18 protein-coding genes are annotated in these 18,665 nt (G+C 52.7%); 9 read left to right on the plus strand and 9 right to left on the minus strand.

Annotation, left to right across the window (positions count from 1 at the left end; genetic code table 11):
• Positions 1–25: 25 nt before the first annotated feature.
• The 4 genes from DVH26_RS35165 to DVH26_RS35180 form a co-directional block, all read right to left on the minus strand.
• Positions 26–676 carry an amino acid ABC transporter permease gene (locus tag DVH26_RS35165; protein ID WP_239630235.1) on the minus strand — a complete coding sequence of 217 codons (651 nt, stop codon included), beginning with the start codon at positions 674–676 and terminating at the stop codon, positions 26–28.
• An 18-nt stretch (positions 677–694) separates the two neighbouring features.
• Positions 695–1,348, minus strand: coding sequence for an amino acid ABC transporter permease (locus DVH26_RS35170; protein WP_239635595.1), 654 nt, complete (start codon positions 1,346–1,348; stop codon positions 695–697).
• An 87-nt stretch (positions 1,349–1,435) separates the two neighbouring features.
• Entirely contained in the window at positions 1,436–2,302 is an 867-nt protein-coding gene (locus DVH26_RS35175; protein WP_239630236.1) for a glutamate ABC transporter substrate-binding protein, read from the minus strand.
• Between the two features lie 21 nt (positions 2,303–2,323).
• The gene (locus DVH26_RS35180) at positions 2,324–3,052 is read right to left on the minus strand and encodes an amino acid ABC transporter ATP-binding protein (RefSeq protein WP_239630237.1); all 729 of its coding nucleotides are present in this window, start codon (positions 3,050–3,052) and stop codon (positions 2,324–2,326) included.
• A 432-nt stretch (positions 3,053–3,484) separates the two neighbouring features.
• On the opposite strand from DVH26_RS35180, the gene DVH26_RS35185 reads away from it, so the two are divergent.
• The gene (locus DVH26_RS35185; RefSeq protein ID WP_239630238.1) at positions 3,485–4,120 is read left to right on the plus strand and encodes an FMN-dependent NADH-azoreductase; all 636 of its coding nucleotides are present in this window, start codon (positions 3,485–3,487) and stop codon (positions 4,118–4,120) included.
• A 92-nt stretch (positions 4,121–4,212) separates the two neighbouring features.
• Here the strand turns inward: DVH26_RS35185 and DVH26_RS35190 are convergent, their stop codons facing one another.
• The 3 genes from DVH26_RS35190 to DVH26_RS35200 form a co-directional block, all read right to left on the minus strand.
• On the minus strand, positions 4,213–4,371 hold the full coding sequence (locus tag DVH26_RS35190) for a hypothetical protein (protein ID WP_239630239.1): 159 nt from the start codon (positions 4,369–4,371) through the stop codon (positions 4,213–4,215).
• A 186-nt stretch (positions 4,372–4,557) separates the two neighbouring features.
• Positions 4,558–5,175 carry a nitroreductase family protein gene (locus tag DVH26_RS35195; RefSeq protein WP_239630240.1) on the minus strand — a complete coding sequence of 206 codons (618 nt, stop codon included), beginning with the start codon at positions 5,173–5,175 and terminating at the stop codon, positions 4,558–4,560.
• A 235-nt stretch (positions 5,176–5,410) separates the two neighbouring features.
• Positions 5,411–7,099: a methyl-accepting chemotaxis protein gene (locus DVH26_RS35200; protein WP_239630241.1), complete on the minus strand. Its 1,689-nt coding sequence runs from the start codon at positions 7,097–7,099 to the stop codon at positions 5,411–5,413.
• A 164-nt stretch (positions 7,100–7,263) separates the two neighbouring features.
• Here DVH26_RS35200 and DVH26_RS35205 point away from each other — a divergent pair, with 164 nt between their 5' ends.
• A complete protein-coding gene (locus DVH26_RS35205; RefSeq protein WP_239630242.1) occupies positions 7,264–7,752 on the plus strand; it encodes a DnaJ family domain-containing protein in 489 nt (162 codons plus the stop codon).
• A 106-nt stretch (positions 7,753–7,858) separates the two neighbouring features.
• A complete protein-coding gene (gene hisJ / locus DVH26_RS35210) occupies positions 7,859–8,692 on the plus strand; it encodes a histidinol-phosphatase HisJ (RefSeq protein WP_239630243.1) in 834 nt (277 codons plus the stop codon).
• Here hisJ and DVH26_RS35215 read toward each other — a convergent pair.
• Positions 8,689–9,528 carry a protein-glutamine gamma-glutamyltransferase gene (locus DVH26_RS35215; protein ID WP_239630244.1) on the minus strand — a complete coding sequence of 280 codons (840 nt, stop codon included), beginning with the start codon at positions 9,526–9,528 and terminating at the stop codon, positions 8,689–8,691. The genes hisJ and DVH26_RS35215 overlap by 4 nt on opposite strands.
• A gap of 239 nt (positions 9,529–9,767) precedes the next feature.
• Here DVH26_RS35215 and DVH26_RS35220 point away from each other — a divergent pair, with 239 nt between their 5' ends.
• The 4 genes from DVH26_RS35220 (at position 9,768) to DVH26_RS35235 (ending at position 12,966) form a co-directional block, all read left to right on the plus strand.
• Positions 9,768–10,226 carry a MarR family winged helix-turn-helix transcriptional regulator gene (locus DVH26_RS35220; RefSeq protein WP_239630245.1) on the plus strand — a complete coding sequence of 153 codons (459 nt, stop codon included), beginning with the start codon at positions 9,768–9,770 and terminating at the stop codon, positions 10,224–10,226.
• Between the two features lie 161 nt (positions 10,227–10,387).
• Positions 10,388–11,914, plus strand: coding sequence for an MDR family MFS transporter (locus DVH26_RS35225; protein ID WP_239635596.1), 1,527 nt, complete (start codon positions 10,388–10,390; stop codon positions 11,912–11,914).
• A gap of 449 nt (positions 11,915–12,363) precedes the next feature.
• Positions 12,364–12,564, plus strand: coding sequence for a cold-shock protein (locus DVH26_RS35230; RefSeq protein WP_239630246.1), 201 nt, complete (start codon positions 12,364–12,366; stop codon positions 12,562–12,564).
• Between the two features lie 258 nt (positions 12,565–12,822).
• A complete protein-coding gene (locus DVH26_RS35235) occupies positions 12,823–12,966 on the plus strand; it encodes a cold-inducible protein YdjO-related protein (RefSeq protein WP_481857630.1) in 144 nt (47 codons plus the stop codon).
• Positions 12,967–13,080: 114 nt separating this feature from the next.
• Here DVH26_RS35235 and DVH26_RS35240 read toward each other — a convergent pair whose 3' ends face one another.
• Positions 13,081–15,063 carry an LTA synthase family protein gene (locus DVH26_RS35240; protein ID WP_239630248.1) on the minus strand — a complete coding sequence of 661 codons (1,983 nt, stop codon included), beginning with the start codon at positions 15,061–15,063 and terminating at the stop codon, positions 13,081–13,083.
• A 226-nt stretch (positions 15,064–15,289) separates the two neighbouring features.
• Here DVH26_RS35240 and DVH26_RS35245 point away from each other — a divergent pair, with 226 nt between their 5' ends.
• Both DVH26_RS35245 and DVH26_RS35250 read left to right on the plus strand, forming a co-directional pair.
• A complete protein-coding gene (locus DVH26_RS35245; protein WP_239630249.1) occupies positions 15,290–16,039 on the plus strand; it encodes a YwmB family TATA-box binding protein in 750 nt (249 codons plus the stop codon).
• 135 nt (positions 16,040–16,174) lie between these two features.
• Positions 16,175–18,538: a UvrD-helicase domain-containing protein gene (locus tag DVH26_RS35250; protein ID WP_239630250.1), complete on the plus strand. Its 2,364-nt coding sequence runs from the start codon at positions 16,175–16,177 to the stop codon at positions 18,536–18,538.
• Positions 18,539–18,665: the final 127 nt, after the last annotated feature.

The raw sequence follows: 18,665 nt of genomic DNA on the forward strand, positions 1-18,665 counted from the left end.
CACTATGCAGCTGCAGCGGCGTCTTCTACACTTGCCGTGCTTCCAATCGTTTGGCCACAATGGATAGCGCGTAATTAACGACAAAGTACATAACCGCGGTCAGCAAAAGCACCGGGATTACGAAGTTGACGTCCTGTCCGTTAATGATCTGGGCGTTGTGCATCAATTCGGCCAGAGATATGACGACCGCAAGCGACGTATCCTTCAATAGCGATATGAACTGGCTGACCATCGGCGGCATCATCCGGCGAAGCGCCTGCGGCAAAACGATGTGGCCCAGCGTCTGAAGGTACGTCAGTCCCGACGAACGGGCCGCTTCAATCTGCCCCTTCGGGATCGAGTTCAGGCCGCTGCGCACCACTTCCGAAATCATCGCCGCCTCGAAGACGGTTAGCGCCACAATGGCTGCATGCTCCACGCTCAGCTTGATGCCAACCTCAGGCAATGCAAAATAAGTGAAGAAAATTATGAGCAATAAGGGCAGATTGCGGATGACTTCCACGCCTACCGCGGTAAGCTGCGATACGACCGGAAGCTTCGTATATCGAATCGTGCCGAGCAGGCACCCGATTATAAAGCTGAAAATAATCGCAATGACGGCGACCCGCAAGGTGACTCCGAGCCCTTCGAGCAAAAAGCGGATATGATCCCACGTATAAGCGTCTGCGAAATTCATGCTTTCTCACCTCCGCGTCTAGTTCGTTCTTGCCATGCGCCGCTCCAGATAAGCGACCCCGAAGCTGAGCGGAATGGTGATGACCAAATAAAACAAGGCTACGAAAATGTACACACTGAAGGTGACGAAAGATTTGGTAGAGATAAGATCGGCATAATACATCAGATCGAGTCCGGCGACGACGCTTAGAACGGAGGAGTTTTTGACCAAATTCAAAAACTGGTTCCCTAGCGCAGGAATCACGATTTTCAGAGCTTGCGGCAAAATAATATAGCCCATTGTTTGTATGTAGGTAAGTCCGGACGAGCGGGCGGCCTCCGTCTGCCCTCTCGGCACCGCCTGAATGCCGGCCCGTATCGCCTCCGCAATAAAAGAAGCGGTGTAGATCGTCAGCCCGATCGTTCCCGCGGCGAAGCCGCTTAAGCTGAACCCCAGCGCCGATGGACCGAGGAAGAACAGGAATACGATCAGAATGATCGGGATGTTCCGAATAAATTCCACATATACAGCCCCGAGCCAATTCAACGGTTTGACAGGAGCTATGCGCATAACTGCCACTAAGGTCCCCAGCAAAAAGCTGCCGATCAGCGCGATGACGCTCGCCTGCAGCGTATTGAGGAAGCCTTCCATATACATGTCCCAATATTTGAATAAGATATTGAAGTTGATCATATCCATCCGCGCGGGCCTCCTTCCGTTACGGTGAACGGAATAGGATGAACGGCTCTTTGGTAAGGCCATTCATCCTGCTCCGGCAGCTTATTTGCTCGGCTTTTCGCCGATCCACTTCTCGTGCAATTTATCGTATTCTCCGCTGGCTTTCATGCCTTTGAGGAAATCGTTGACGTAGGTTACGAACTCCGTATCTCCCTTGCGGATGGCAATGCCGTAAGGCTCATCCGTGAACGTGCCGCCTACGACCTGATAGTTCGGATCCTGCTTCGTCATGCCGTACAGAATCGCATTATCCGTCGTCAGCGCGTCCCCCTGTCCCGCTTTTAACGCAGTGAAAGCCTCCTGGTAGTTTTCAAACTCCAGCACGGTGGCTTCAGGCGCCTTCTCCCGTATGTTTTGCGCCGAGGTGGAGCCTTTGACGGTCAACACCTTGACCCCTTTCTTGATATCGGCGACGGAAGCGATCTTGCTGCCTTTCTTAACGAGCAGCGATTGGCCCGCTTTGAAATACACGTCCGAGAAGTCGACCTCCTGCTTGCGTTCCTCTGTGATTGTCATAGTCGCGATAATCATGTCGATATCGCCGTTTTTAAGCAGTGGGATACGGGTTTTGGACGTAACCTCTTTCAGCTCGACCTTCGATTCGTCGCCCAATATTTTCTTGGCCAGCGCCTTTGCGATATCGATATCGAAGCCTTCTACATTACCGCTCGCCGGGTCCTTAAGCCCGAACAGCTTCGTATCGAATTTGACGCCTGCTATCACCTTGCCGCGCTGCTTTATTGCATCCAGCGTTTTCGCCGGTGCACTTCCGCCATCCGCTTTGCCTGTATCGCCCGACCCCTGGGTCCCCGTGCTGCCGCCTTGCGTCCCACAGCCGGCCAGCACCATGGTCAGCAGCAAAACAACAGCCAGCGCGGCAGCTCCAAGCTTCTTTCTCCTCTTCCTCATGCAACAATCCCCTCTCTATCGCTAATGTTGTAATAACCGTTTGAGAAACAGCTGCGCCCGCTCCTCCCGCGGACTTGAGAAAAACTGCTCCGGCCCCGCCTCTTCGACGATTTGCCCCTGATCCATGAACACGATGCGATCGGCAACCTCGCGGGCGAAGCCCATCTCGTGCGTAACAACGACCATCGTCATTCCTTCATGGGCCAAACCTTTAATGACGTCAAGCACTTCGCCGATCATTTCGGGATCGAGCGCTGAGGTCGGCTCATCGAACAGCATAATTTTCGGCTTCATCGCAAGCCCTCTGGCTATAGCCACGCGCTGCTGCTGCCCACCGGACAACTCGGACGGATACGCCTTCGCCTTCTCCGGGATTCCCACCTTCTCCAAGTACCGGACGGCTATTTTTTGCGCTTCCTCCCTGCTCATTTTGAGCACCTTCATAGGGGCAAGGGTGATGTTGTCCATCACCGACATATGCGGATACAAATTAAAATGCTGAAACACCATGCCGATATTCCGCCGCAGCTTGTTGACATCCGCTTTCTTGTCGTGAAGCTTGGCATCACTCACGTACAACTCCCCATCCGTAATCGTCTCCAGCCGGTTGATGCAGCGCAGCAAGGTGCTTTTCCCGGAGCCGGACGGCCCAACAATGACAACGACTTCCCCCTGCTGAATCGTCAGATCGATTTGCTTAAGGACATGGAAATCCCCATAATGCTTGTTGACGTTGCGGAATTCAATCATAGGCCACCTCCCTGCCTTGGATTACGACAACTTTACTCACATGAACATAACGCTTTAATCTCGCTGTGATCCAACACGTAGTTACAAGTTATTACCCAAAGCTGAAAAGTATGACACTTGAAAGCGTTATTTTGGAACAACCTTCGTTTTTTGGCGATGGACAGGTATTCATACCTAGACAACGCTAACGTTAGCTACCGGCTGTTCGCAGTCTAAGGTTCAAGTTCCGGATAGCTGAAGAAAGCGGGAAATTCACAAAGAAATCTGGAAATTACGAGGGATGTAGAGCAGGAAAATCAGTTTAGGAGAGGGCTTGGCAGGGACAAATTTCAAACATATTAACGGGGTCCGGTGGGCAAATTGTAATTGTACGAAGGGAAGGGACGGGCCTGCCCGGCGTAATAAGCTAGAGAAAAGGATGATATGACATTTATGGCTACTTTACTTTACATTACGGCACATCCTAACAACGAAACTCAATCGTTCAGTATGGCTGCAGGACAAGCTTTCGTAGACGCTTACCGCGAAGCTCATCCTCAGGATGAGGTGATTTATCTCGATCTGTACAAGGCGCATATTCCGCATATTGACGCAGATGTGTTCAGCGGCTGGGGCAAGCTTCGTTCGGGCAGCGATATGAATCAGCTGTCAGCGGAGGAAAAATCGAAGGTAGCCCGGCTCGGAGAGCTGACGGACCAATTCGTGGGGGCTGACAAATATGTATTTGTAACTCCGATGTGGAACTTTTCCTATCCGCCGATTATGAAGGCTTATATCGACTCCATTTGCACGGCGGGCAAGACGTTCAAGTATACCGCCGAAGGGCCGGTAGGGCTCCTTCCCGACCGTAAGGCGCTTCACATTCAAGCACGCGGCGGCATCTATTCCGATGGACCGGCGGCAGCCATGGAGATGGGGCATCGCCATATCGGGGCGATCATGCAGTTTTTCGGCATTACCGATTTTCAGGGGCTGTTCATAGAAGGGCATAACCAATTCCCGGATAAGGCCGAGAGCATCAAGCAGGAAGCTATAGGGAAAGCTGCAGCATTGGCAAAATCGTTTTAACCTTCCTCATCTATCTCGTATAAATAAAGGGAGCTTAGACTCGGCACAGCGAGTTCAAGCTCCTTTTATTTTTTCATATCCAGCTCAAGTGTCTAATTCTCTCCGGGAACGTAATCGAAGATTTTATCCTCGCTAACACCCAGCTGATCCTCTAACAGCTTCTCGTTGGCTGCATTGAGCTCCCCGCGGTTCACCGTCTTCTCCGCATCATGCTGCTCATCCGCTGACTGCTTGGTTTCTTGTTGTGTCATGCTGCAAGCTCCTTTTTGTAAAATGACCTGATGACCATCGTTAGTAGGATGTTCTTAAGCTGAATGATTTATTATTTAGTCCCGCAAAGTGGAGCTTCAATCAGTCCTTTGCAGGGAGCCCCGCCCCCCTGATACAATCAAAAAAGAGGATGTCCTGCAAGCAGGACACCCTCCAGTTCATACCTATTAGAAGCTTTCGCGAATGACCTGGTGCTCCAGCGGCAAACGCTCTGTAGGACGTCCAGATGCAGCTGCTTTGCCGATTGGAATGATCATCACCGGTACATAACGGTCCGGAATGTTCAGCTCCTTGATCAAGGCATCCTTATCGTATCCGCCCATAGGCACGGTATCGTAGCCTTTGGCTTTAGCCGCCAGCATCAGCTGCATGGCTCCCAAGGAACCATTGCGGATCGCTTCGTCTCTAGCCAGCTGCGGATTGTTCTCGTAAGCTCCGTTGATTTGTCCGATCATCATATCGCGGATTTCCGGAGCCGCCTTCTCATATACGGCGGCAGCAGCGAGATTCGCTTGAAGATCGCCGAGCACTACTACAACAACAGAGGCGTCGACCGTTTGCTGCTGGTTGAAGGTTACAGGAAGCAGTCTTTCCTTAATCGCTTGATCGGTAACCACCAGAAACCGCCAGTGTTGAAGGTTCCAGGAAGACGGGGCGCTTGCAGCCAAGGACAAAATGTCATTCAATTCCGCTTCCGGAATCGTTACTCCGCGCTCGTATTTGCGGACGGAATGACGGGAAAGCATCACTTCTTCAGCAGATAGCTTTTGATCTACAGAACTCATTATGGAATGCACTCCTATCTATATATGATCTATAAATGCCTGCGATAAAGATCTTGTTGACTATAACCCAATTACTTCTGTTAAGTAAGCATTAATTTGTAATATCAATAAGAAGATAGGAAATGTGAATTGAACCTGAACCTTGCCCAAAGACTCCTCCTATAGCGTCACCCGAAACTCCGATTGTATGTAGCTCAGCGGAGTGTTAATGCATGGAACGGCACGCTTGTCCACATTAAGTAACCTTGTATTGGACAACCAGTCGATGCAAATCTTCCGAAATGCCGGACAAGGCATTCGCCGACGACGTTATCTCCTGGATCGAAGCCAGCTGCTGCTCGGTCGTCGCGGCTACCGTCTGGGCCAGGCTTGAGGTTTGCTCGGCTATCACTCCCATGGTTGTCACTGTAGCCGCTACTTCCTCCGAGCTGGCCGACATTTCCTCCGCAGCCGCAGCTGCCTCCTGAACCCGTTTTGATACTTCCACGGTCGAATCGACAATCATCCCGAAGGTCTCCTCGGCGCGAGCTACCGCCTGCAGCCCCTCCTGCACCTCAGTCAAGCCCTCATCCATAGAGCGGACGGCTTGTACCGTACTACTGCGGATTCCTTCAATGACCTCGTTGATTTCCTGGATCGAATTAGCCGTTTGCGCCGACAGCTTCTGGATTTCGCCCGCTACGACGGCAAAGCCTCGTCCGTGCTCTCCCGCTCTTGCCGCTTCAATAGCTGCGTTCAGCGAGAGCAGATTGGTCTGTGCAGCAATCTCTCCTATAAATAAGGAGATCCGGTTAATGTTATGCGAGTGCTCTTCCAACTCACGAATGACTCCGCCGGCTTTGCCTACCGCGCTGCTGATCGAATGAATTTTGACGGAAGCCTGCTGGATCACTTCCGCTCCTTTTTCTGCACGGGAGGACGCCTCTGCGGATAGCTCCGAAATATCGGAGGTTGCCTCTGCGATCCGCTGAATGCCGATCGCCATTTCGTCCATAGCCCGTCCGCATTCCAAAGCGCTTTGCGCCTGATTCTCCGAGCCGGAGGCAACGTCCTGGATCGAGGTCGTCACGTGCTCGGAAGCAGCCGCATTTTGCTCGGAGCTGGCAGAGAGCTCTTGTGCGGAAGCCGCGACGAGATTGGAAGCCTCCTGCATCCTCAAGACGGAATCCCTTAATGATGCCGATACCCGATTGACCGAAGAAATCATCGTGCCGATTTCGTCGTGAAATTTATAAGCGATGGTGCGGCCGGTCAAATCCCCTTGGGATATGCGCTGCAGCGCCTCGGAAGCCTGAACGACCGGTTTGGAAATATACCGGTTCACCAAATAGCTGATGACAATGACAGATACAAACGCAACCGCGAGGAGGACGATCAGCTCGATCATACTGACCCGGTACAGCTCGTTGCTGTCCAGCTCGGATTGTCTTGCCCCCTGGTGGTTATACTCCACTATAATATCGATACTTTCCTGTACATCAGCAAATGCTTTCGAGAGCTCGGCAGAAGCCTCTCCGCCCCCTTTGCCCGCGGCCTTCTGGCGATTGTTGGTCTCCTTGAACAGGTCCCAACGCTTTTTCAGCAGCGCAAAATTGGCCGCATCCTGCTCGTCAGCCAAAGCAGATTCATATTTCACAAGCTGATCGTCGATTTGCTGAAACGTGGCCTCCGTCTGCTTGTTGATCTCTTCCTTCTTGGCGGGATTCGGCTCCAGAAGCTGCTGATAATAAAGCGTTAAAATATGCTCCTTGGCATATTTGACCTGATTGGCCACCTCCGTGCCTATTAGCCAGTTTCTCGTAATCTCTCTAGTATTCTCTTGCAACCCCCTCATGTTTTTCAAATCCATGAACCCCATGACACCCATAATCACTAAAATCAGGATGTACGTTAAAACCAGCTTCCTACCTACTGTCAGCACCATCAATGACACCCTCCTGAGACATCTTAACTATGTATGGTACCATTGTAGAAGGAATAGTTTAGAATTCTTAAGGAAAACCTATTTGTTTTATATGAATTTCACTAATAGTTCTCTAACATTTTGTTATAATGAAATCAACAATTCAGCACAAAGGGGGATAGTCTATGTTCTTCTTCCGTGACCGCCGCAAAGCCAAAGCCGATCCGGAGCCGTCACCTGAACAGCAGGAAAAAGCGTTCATCCCGCTCCCGGCCGAGACGCTGGAGGATACCGCGGTAAGTCTCTCCATGCAGCGGCAGGTTCAGAGCTGGGTCGATGAAGCGTATCAGGAGTTCGTCAAAAACGGAGGACTGGAGCATTTGCCCGGATTCGGCAAGCCTCTGGAGGTACCGACAGGAGACGTATTCGAGACGATCATGAAAAACGCCAAGGTGAAGCATCCTTGGATTATGCTGCGGCAGGAAATCAAGCAATTGATGGAGCTGACGCTGGAGCTTATAGATTCGGGAGCGGCGCCTGAGCTGGTGGAGGAGCAGGTTACCGTCATCAACGATTATATTAAAGAGCTGAATCTGCAAGCTCCGAGCCTGTCCTTGCATCGCAAACGGGTCACCGCCGGCACCTTGCGGGAGCAGTACGAGCAGTGGCTCTAGCTCATCGGCTATCAACGGAATCACTAGATGCCGTTCTTTACAACCTTTTCGGCTTCATGTACCTTTATGTACATGAGCTTTTTGCTATATAGAAGGAGGGCTTAAGATGGCCATAATGAAATGGGACGGACATACGCATACCCGCTTCTGCTATCACGGAAACAGCGCTCCGTCGGAGCAGTATATCGACCGGGCTATAGAGCTGGGGTTTGAGCGGTATACGCTAAGCGAGCACCCGCCTCTCCCGCAAGGCTGGATTAACGACCCCGCTTTGTTCCGGGAGCTGGCGATGCCGGAATCGGAGCTGCCGGATTATATGACCTATGCGCAGCAAATGAAGCGCCAGTACGAGGGGCGTATCGATATTACCGTAGGGCTCGAGCTGGATTACTTGCCCGGCCGGCTCGATTACACCGAGCGGATCGTCGACCAATGGCAAGGACAGCTGGAGGACGTAGTATATTCCGTCCATTACTTGCCTGGCATCAACGGCATTCGCTGCATCGACTTTACAGCGGACGATTTCCGCGACGGCTTGATCGCGTACTACGGCACGATGAACAAGGTGGTCGAGGAGTATTATAACCACGTGGAGGCAGCTATCGATTGGGCGGCCAAGCTGCCTGTGCGGACACGGCTCGGGCATATCAATCTGATCGAGAAGTTCCGGCTCGCCCTTCCCGACATCGATCCTTCAATAATCGATCGGCGCCTGAAGGCTATCGTTCCGCGGCTCGCCAAAGCGGGAATCGGGATCGATGTGAATACCGCCGGACTGCGGGTAGCTACCTGCGGCAAGCCTTATGCTCCCGAATGGTTCATCCGCGAATGTATCGCGCAAGGGGTTCCTTGTATTTACGGTTCGGATTCCCATAAGCCTGATCACGTGGGAACCGGGTGGGACTGGTTCGAAGAGCAGCTGACAAGCGCGTCCGCTTAAGCATACCAGTTATAAATACCGGTTAAGCTGCCGATCTTGGCAACGACTTGACCCGCTTTGGCCTTGATTCTTGAAGAAGCCACTACGGCCAGCGGGTCGGCGCTCGTTGCTATTTTGTGCAAATAGGCAAAATCCGGATGAGTCACATCGTCCATCAAATAAGCCGATTTCGTTGCGCCCGGCACCCTAAGCTTGTTCAGCTTCTCAATGATGTACGTCCCGCTCTCAATTCCAACCCCGTGGCCGTAATAGAGATCCGGTCCCATCTTCACCGCATTTTCCCCTTGCCATTCGATCCATTCGGGATTGACCTCCGGATTTTTGAAATACAGAATATCTCCTCCGAACGATTCCGCTCCGGTATGATCGGTAATAAGCTTCAAATCGCGGTCGTAATTCCATGAGTACAAATACAAGTCCGCAAACAGCTTGTCGAATTTCTCATCCCCGATAACATCCAAAACCGCTTTATAGAGCACAATAATAATGGCCGTTGCGCACTCAAAGGCGTACGCGCTTCCGTTAAGAAAAATGTCTCTCACCGCCGCGCTCGGGCTGACTCCTTTTTTCAGCAAAAAAGCGCCGTTCTCCTGGCGTTCCCAATAAGCCTCATTGCAGCGGGACTTTTTGAACGAAGCAAAGGAGGCCTGACCGGAATTCAAATCCGAGGCGGCCCGGATAATGGCTTCTCTCATTTTCAGTTCAAACACCAGAGCATCCCATGAATCGTATTCGTAAGTAGTAGGGCTTACCACTTTCTCATTATAGATCGCTTTCTGGATATCGGATAAATTAGCGTTGTCGGGAGGAGCACTTAGATTCGGAATACGGATCACAGCATCCCACCTGCCTTTGGTTAGAATCCCTTCCTCAACAGTAGGGTTACTATCATCCTATGTGGCTGCGTCTCGTCACATCCCACTCATTTCTACAGCTTGTAATATCTGCTTGTACCGCCCGGCTTGCATTAACGGAAGGTATACAGTAAAATACTTTAATAGTTTAAATGTTATACGATCGAATATTTATACTATCTAAATATTTGTGCCGCAAAGGAAAAGGTGGAGGGCTGAAGGTGAGTTCGACAAACTCGTTGCAAACCGAGAGATTCGAGAAGGCATTGTGGGGTGCCGCCCGCAAATTGGGGCCGGAGATGGTGGCTGATTCCAGCATTCCTCTGACCCGACAGCAGTTGTTCATGCTTTATTTCATATCCAATAAAGGCATTTGCAAAGTAACGGAGCTGGCCGAAACGATGGAGGTTAAGCCAAGCGCAGTAACCGTTATGATCGACCGGCTGATCAAGCGGGGCGTCGCCGAGCGAAAGTATGACCCGAAGGACAGGCGAATCGTTCTGATTGAGCTGACCGAGCAGGGTCGGAATCTGCTGCAAGAATTCAAAGAAAAGCGCAAGCACATTATCGGAAGCTATTTATCGAACATAGACCCCGAACGGCTCGATATCTTTCTTGACGTGTTCGAACACATTTTGGATAACATCATGCAGTCCCATGCCACCGAATCCACTCTCTGATCCTAGGCACATTCACCATGAACAGGAGGCATGCACGAATGGATACATCTGCATCAACATCTGTATCTTCCACATTGGAAAATAAACAACCATTAGATAATCAAAGTATCACGGAGCCGGATTCCAAGAGCGGGATACTCATAACCGGCTTGATTATCGCCATGCTGTTCGCCGCTCTCGACGGTACTATCGTAGGAACCGCAATGCCGCGGATCGTCGGAGAGCTCGGCGGACTCGGTGTCATGGCCTGGCTGACGACCGCCTATATGCTCAGCTCTACCGCGGTAGTCCCAATCGCCGGGAAGCTGGCGGATTTGCTCGGACGCAAGAGCGTCTATGTAGCGGGACTGCTCATCTTTATCGCCGGCTCGGCCCTCTGCGGCATGTCTCAGACGATGAGCCAGCTGATCTGGTTCCGCTGTCTGCAAGGGATCGGCGGCGGCATTATGATGCCGATGGCCATGATCATTATCGGTGATTTGTTCACCGGTAAACAGCGCGCCAAATGGCAGGGCGTCTTCGGAGCCATCTACGGCTTGTCCTCCGTGATTGGCCCGCAGGTCGGGGGCTGGATCGTCGACTCCCTGAACTGGCGCTGGGTATTCTACATTAATCTGCCGGTCGGATTGCTTGCCGTCGTCTTTATCGCCATGGGGCTAAAACGCCACAGCGCTACAGGTCCCGTCAAATTCGACGTTGCCGGGATGGTCACCATGATTGTCGGCGTCGTCCCGCTGCTGCTTGCCCTAACGTTCGGAGGCAAAGAATACGCATGGGGCTCCTGGCAAATTATCGGGATGATCGCGGTGTCGGTCTTATCGCTGATCGCCTTCGTTATCATCGAATCGAAAGTGGAGGAGCCCATTTTGCCGATGCGGCTGTTCAAAAACCGTACCTTCACCGTCATTAACGGGATCGGCTTCTTGATGAGCGTAGGCATGTTCGGAGCGATCATGTTCGTGCCTCTGTTCATGCAGGGCATTGTAGGGATAAGCGCTTCGGCATCCGGTACGGTTATGACGCCGATGATGATTACGATGATCGTTGCCAGCGTTATCGGCGGCCAGCTCGTGCAAAAGCTCGGCGTCCGCACGCAAATGACCATCGGCATGTTCATCATGGCCGCAGGCTTCGTCCTTCTTAGCACGCTGAGCATGACTACGACCAAGCTGCTCGCCTCCTCCTATATGATGACGATCGGCTTGGGCATCGGGCTTGTTATGCCGATTCTGACGCTGGCGCTGCAGGAGAGCTTCCCCAAATCGGAGCTCGGGGTCGTCACGTCCTCCAGCCAGTTTTTCCGCCAGATCGGCGGCACGTTCGGCATGACGATTCTTGGAGCGGTTATGAACACCCGCTCCGACCACGAGCTGAGCGATAAGCTCGTTCCGGTGCTGAAGCAGCTGCCCGAGCAAGCGAGCGGCATCGCCAATGAGATGACGAACATGATTCACACCAATCCGCAAGGGCTGTATTCCGCCCTGCTTGACCCGGCATCGCTGGCCAAGCTGCCGCAGGCGCTTGTCGAGAAGCTGGTGCCGATTCTGAAAACGTCGCTTGTCGATTCGCTTCACGGCGTATTTCTTGTCGGTCTCATCTTCGTCCTTCTTGGCGCGGTGCTTACGCCGCTCTTGGGACGAATCCAGCTTACCGATCGTAAAAAAACGGAGGCCGCACCGGTGGAATGATCGCTGCTCTCCATCCTGCGCCTTCAACAATCGAACGGCCGTCACGGCGCTTCATTGCCGGGGCGGAGCTCCGTTCGATTGTTTTTTTATAAAAAGTGGGATGAAATTCCCTCTAGATGGATACAATAGGCATCGGGGCCAAACGGGCCGTTTCGCCATGAACATCTCAAGCCTTTAACAACGTCATATCGTCATGCGAGTTCCTAATTTATTGTGATAAACCGGTATGCTGCTGCATAACAATGTAATGGACAAAGTCGGTTTCCTTCAGCTTCAACTAATGCTTGTTATCCCTTACCATCAGTGGTATAGTTAGGTAACGGCGTAGTGATGTTGAAATTCACATATTAGAAAGGGTATTACTCGGCATTAGGTACTCTTTCTAATGTGTGAATTTTTTTATTCATGCAAATATAATAAGCAACAATTTATTGGAGGGTTTTAAGAAGATGGAAACAGGAACAGTGAAATGGTTTAACGCGGAAAAAGGATTTGGCTTTATCGAAGTAGAAGGCGGCAAAGATGTATTCGTACACTTTAGCGCTATCACAGGAGACGGCTTCAAAACCCTTGACGAAGGACAACGCGTTCAATTCAACGTTGTTCAAGGCAACCGCGGACCACAAGCTGAGAACGTTGTAAAACTGTAAGCTTCATTCACCAAGATGGGGAACTGCCCTTCCGGGCAGTTCCTTTTCAGTGACAGCCGTTCCGCCCAAGGCCCGTCCACCCGATTTTCTCCAAACATGAGTAAGTATGGCTGAATCTTCACCTGCAGCAAGCCTTTGCCGGGAATGTACCTACCGGGAATTTTGCCTAAGGACGCACACAAACCACAAGGAGGGGTTACATTGTATTTCTCGAAGAAAACCGTGGAACCAGTACAAGAAGAACAGACAGCGGTCTGGATGTGCAGTAAAGAAGGATGCTCTTGCTGGATGAGAGAAAATTTTGCCTTGGAAGAACTCCCTTCCTGCCCTTTGTGTCAATCGGAGATGGTAAAAAATACGAAAATGCTCCCCACTCTATTCAATCACCATAAACCTTACTAACGAAAGATAACCCGCTTAACGATCCTGACCCGTTGGCGGCAAGCATACATACGAAAAAGCGCTGACCGGTAAAGGCCAGCGCTTTTCGCTTTTTATCTATATCGATTCCATCGGCTAGGAGCCCTGGTTTTCACTCGGCTCCTGACTTTCCGTCACTGGAGGTAAAGCAAACTCCTGATTGTAGTCAGGCAGCGCTTCTTTGGTCAAATAATCCTGATCGATATATTTGGCCAAATACTGCTTGCCGAACAGCTGGTCATATTGCAAATCGCTGTACTGGCCCACCAGCGGCTGATACTGTTCCGGCACCGACCGGTACAGGCTTCCATTGGCATCGACGACCAGATCGCGCAAGAGACCCGGCGTTTGCTGCAGCAAAGCATCGTTAATCGCCAGCGATGCAGGCTTCTCCATGCCGAGCTTATTCAGCACGTACGTTCCAAGGAACGAGTCGCTAAGGCTTGGGACATGCTCCTGCGGCAGCCCCACATTCGACCACATCACGAACGGTACGCTGTGCATGCTCTTTGTTTCCTCAAGCGACCATTGGCTGCTGCTGTTGATCATGCCTCCTTGCTTATACACATCGTAGTCCATCCCGAGCATCGGCAGATGATCGCCATAGAACACAACGACGGTCGGTTCGTCCGACTGCTCGAAATGATCGATCAGCTTTTGCAGGCTCTGATCCGCATCATGGGCGCCCTGCGTGTACGTTTCCAGCGTATTCTTCGCACTCGCCGTCAAATCACCCTCGGCGCTGATCGAATTGCCGCCATAGCGGTTATCGTCATACGGACCGTGGTTTTGCATCGTCACGGCATAAATGAACATCGGCTTCTCCGTCTCGTCCACCTGCTTAATAATTTGCCGCGACACTTCGTCGTCGGAAATAAACGTGCCTTTATATTCCGGATTGTCGAATTGATCCTTGCTCATAAAGCTTTGGAAGCCGAGCTGTTTATACACATTCTCGCGGTTCCAGAACCAGCCCTCGTAGGAATGAATCCCCATGCTCTTGTAGCCCTGCGTTTCAAAATAGCTCGCCAGACTCGGAACCGGCTTATTGATATATTGCTGGTACGGAACGGAGCCGTCCGGCAGGAAGCTCATCGACTGTCCCGTCAGCACCTCGAATTCCACATTGCTCGTGCCGCCGCCGAATTGCGGGGAGAGCAGATAGCCCGATGTCGATTCCTTTTGCAGCTTGTGCACAGTCGGAATCGGATCTTCGCTAAACTGCACGTTCGGCAGGAGCGTCGGATCCCAGAACGCTTCGTTCATGATGAAAATTACGTTCGGCTGCTTGCCTTGGAACGGGTCGCTTTTTTTAGCGGAGGCGGTTTGGACCGCGCTTTGATCCGCCAGATTTTGCGCGAGCGCCGCCATGGCCGGCTCCCCGTAGCCTTCCGGCTTCGGAACGATGGCGTTTTTCACATTCATCGTAAAAGCCAGCGCCATCCCGTTATTGGCGTAGTTCTCCTGCTGGTTCCAGACGATTTCGCTTACGCCCATTTTGTTAATCAATTGCCCTGCCCATGGGGTTCTGACCCCTAAAGAGTACAAGGCGAACAGCGACAGCAAGCCCAGCGCGATCCGGCTTCCTTTGCCCACTCGAAGGCGCGGCCAGTAGAAGCAAAGTACGACCAGAACGAGCACGATGACTCCGACGACGGACAAACGCTTAATCGCCTCCGCCCCGGTGACCAGCGGAATAATGTTCATGCTTTCTTTTTTCAGAAAAATATCCCACGGAAAGAATGGCTCTCCGATTAATTTCGTTTTGAAATAAGTAATTAAAGCCATAATAAATAAGAGCAGCGTGGCGACCGCAGTCCCCGCCATAATGGAGTTGAACAGCATATAAAAGATAACAAGCACGCACAAATTGATCAATGCATTCATCGCCAAAAGCTTACCATTTTGCACAGCCCATACGGTTGTTTCGGCCAACGAGCCTCTTTGAATCCACTCCACACCCACAACAAGCAATACCGATACCACTGCAAGCATTATCAAGACTACGGCGTATTTCTGAGCCGGGTTCCGCTCCCATTTCGCGAGCTGCTTCTCCCTGGCTTTCCCCCTACGCTTCATCGCATATCACTCTCCTTATCCTATTCCGGGTTCCGCGCCGAACCGCAATATTAATTAATTGTAAAGGAGAAACCTGAAAGCCACCTGAACATAAGCTGAAAATCGCTTGAAAGGGATAAATTGGGATTTTAATTCACGACTGCTGAAGTATAAAAACGCCCGATTCCGTCCATGCTTTTTAGTAGATTCGTAGATTCATAGAAACTACTTGGAAGAGGTGCAAGCGATGAGGCGAATAGCATTGGCGTACGGGATTTGCGCCATCATAGCATTAGGAGCATGGATAGGCGGGTGGGCAGCTCATGCGGACGCCGGACGCGAAGCCGCTCTCGGCTTGCTGCTGCCCGTATCGAGCGAGGTCATGTCTGCCGGCAATCCCAAGATCGTCATGAAACACACGAGCACTTATATTCCTTATGAAAATAAAGAGCAGCTGCTGCGCACAGGCCAAAGCTTAAGCCAAACGCTAGGACTCCCTGCCAGTCAAGCTATGATAGAGGATGGCGATCATCTGCTATATAAGTCGGCAAGCACCGATGCAAGATCCGGGATCGAAACCACCCTGCTGTGGATCGGCTTCGGGGACGGAACGACGGAATTGATCGTGTCATCGCAGACGGAAGGAACGGCCGGCGCTGAGGAAGCGATGATACGGGCTCAGCGGGAGCTCGACGGGAAGCTTCTGGCACTCGATATCAAGCCGCAGTGGAACATTATGATCCAGGGGGAGCTGTCGGATTCCGGCGCTGATCCGGAGCGTCTGCTGAACACGCTGTCGCGCCAGCTGCAAGGGCAGGAAGTAGAACGGTATGAAGACCGGGGAAGCACAAGCGTAACCTATTACTCACCGGCCCTTCAAGAGAGAGTTTCGAACGGGAAGCACGCCATGAACGTGCAAATCGCCGTGCACCGCGACTCCGTTACCGGGAAACAGCGGATGACGATCGGCGTTCCAGCCATATCGATAGAGTATTGATTCCCCTTCGCTGCCCTTGTCCGAACAGTTGTTCTTTCCGCACTTTTGTTGTACACTCTCATAGTGCCGATACCTAAGCAGAGGCTTCACAACATTTTCGGCGCGCAGGCATAATAAACAAAGGTGATTACGGAAATGACTCCATGGATCTCATACAATACGCCTCTTGGCGCTAGCGGCAAACCCATCCCCCGTGCGGCGATGGCTCCCGCCAAAACAACCAAAGATCTGGTGTCCGATGATCAGTCGGACGCCTTTTATTTTCGCGCGCTGGAAAGCCGCGGCATTGCATTGAACGCCCGACAGCTGGAAGCGGTCCGCCACTTCGAGGGACCGATTCTCACCCTCGCCGGCGCCGGTTCCGGCAAAACCTCCGTGCTGGTTGCCCGCACAGGCTATTTGATGACCGTCCGGCAGGTTCCGCCGGCGAATATTTTGCTTGTGACCTTCTCGAGCAAGGCGGCTGCCGAGATGAAGCAGCGGATTGCCGGACTGCCCGGCATAACAAGCCGCATGGCTCAGGAGGTGCAGGCGCGCACCTTCCATTCGTTTTTCCTCCTGCTGCTGCGCAAGCAAGGCTACAGCCAGGAAATTTTCAGCGAAACGCGCTACCAGCACATCGTCCTAAAGCGTCTGCTCCGGGAACGGGGGCTTGCCGACGATTACGAGCCCGAGACGATACTGGCCGCTCTCTCTTCCTATAAAATGAACCTTGTCGATTTGAGCGGCCTTCCCGAACGGACGCCGGATGAGGCGAATATTAAGCATATCTTTATGCAGTACGAGCAGTGGAAGGCTGCGAATGACAAAATGGACTTCGACGACATTCTCTTGTTCGCTCATCGTCTGCTGAAGGAATCGCCCCAGCTGCTCTCGTCGCTGCAAAACCGGTTCCGTTACGTCATGAACGATGAGTTTCAAGACACGAACAAGCTGCAGTACGAGCTTGTCCGCATGATTGCCGCACCGCAGAACAACCTGATGGTCGTGGGCGACGACGATCAGACGATCTATACGTTTCAAGGTGCGAGCCACGAGTTTATTTTGCAGTTTCACACGGAATACCCCGGCGCCAAGACGGTTACGCTGGACATTAACTACCGCTCGACCGCAAGCATTGTCGGCTTGGGCAACGAGATCATCCGGCACAATACGCAGCGCAAGAGCAAGACGCTGCTCGCCACCAGACAAAGTACGGAACTTCCGCAGTATATGCGTCCCGGAGATACCGACGAAGAGGCGCAGCAGGTGCTGAGCCGGATTCGTCAAGAAGTGGAGCAAGGGAAGCGCTCGTACAGCGACTTTGCCGTCCTGTACCGGAGCGCGAGCAGCAGCCGGGCGATGCTGGAGGAGCTCGTCGTTCACAACATTCCGTTCGTCCATTACGGCAATGTCGATTTATTTTATGAGCAGTGGGCGGTACGGCCCTTGATCGACCACCTGCGGCTTGTTCTCGACCGCCGCAACTTCGAGGCGCTGGGAGGCATTCTTCAGACGCTGTATATTAACCGCGACAGAGGAATGGAATTTATTCACCGCTGCGAGAAGGTGAAGAAGAAGAAAGGGCCGTTGATTCATCTGCGAGAGCTTCCCGAGCTGAAGGATTTTCAGAAGGACAAGGTGATGGAACGGATCAAGCTCATCCACATGCTTTCGGATATGAAGCCGGCCGATGCGATCCGGCACATGCGGCGAAGCTTCTACGACGCCTTCATGGAGACGGCGGACGGCCGTTCGCTCACGGCCCACAAAGAAATGCTGAAGGAAACGCTCGATGAGCTCGAAGCGTCGGCCAAGCGGTTCGACACGGCGGCCAAGTTCGTCGAGCATATCGATCATATGACGGAAATGCATCAGGCGATGGAGCAGCTGCGCAGCGACCCCGGCGCCGATACCGTCACGCTGATGACGATCCATAAGGCCAAAGGCTTGGAATTCCCCGTCGTGTTCGTGATCGGCGCCTCCGAGGGCATCCTGCCGCACAGCTCCGCACTGGAGCCCGGTGAAGGAGCAGCGAAGAACGAGAAGCGCGAGAAGCGGGAAAAGCTGCAGCCGCAGGAGGACTCCCGCGCCGCCCTGGAGGAGGAGCGGAGGCTCGCCTATGTGGCGATCACGAGAGCGAAGGAGGAGCTGATCATCAGCTCCCCGGCCTACTACCGCGGCAAGAAGGCGCACGTGTCGCGCTTCATTCTGGCGCCGTTCGGCGCGGCGTCATCCGCGGCTAACGGCGCAGGCTCCGGCGGAGGCGGCTCCGCTTCCGCCGCTAAAGGGCCGTCGGCGCGCCCGGTCCCTGCCGTCCGTTCGGCGTACGAACGGACAGGGCAGCAGCGGGGCGGCTCGCCAACGAAGCTGGTTACGGTGCAGGCATGGCTCTGCACCGCGGAAGGCTGCGCTGCCTGGTCGCGGATCAGCAGCGTCAAGGAAGGCAAGCTTGCATCCAAGGCTTGCCCGTTGTGCCAGTCTCCGATGCGGCGGGGTACCCGCGACGTGCCGGTATAACCGCCGGCGCGGCGTTGCTCTCCGCTCCGCTCCCCCGCCTCCACGCCGCGCCGCTGCTCTAAAGGATGCGCACGATGAAGCGCAGATGCATTAATGGGAATCATTGCAAGAAATAGGGATCCGGCAT

It is taken from the genome of Paenibacillus sp. H1-7, from assembly GCF_022354825.1.
Classification (GTDB): Bacteria; Bacillota; Bacilli; order Paenibacillales; family NBRC-103111; genus Paenibacillus_S.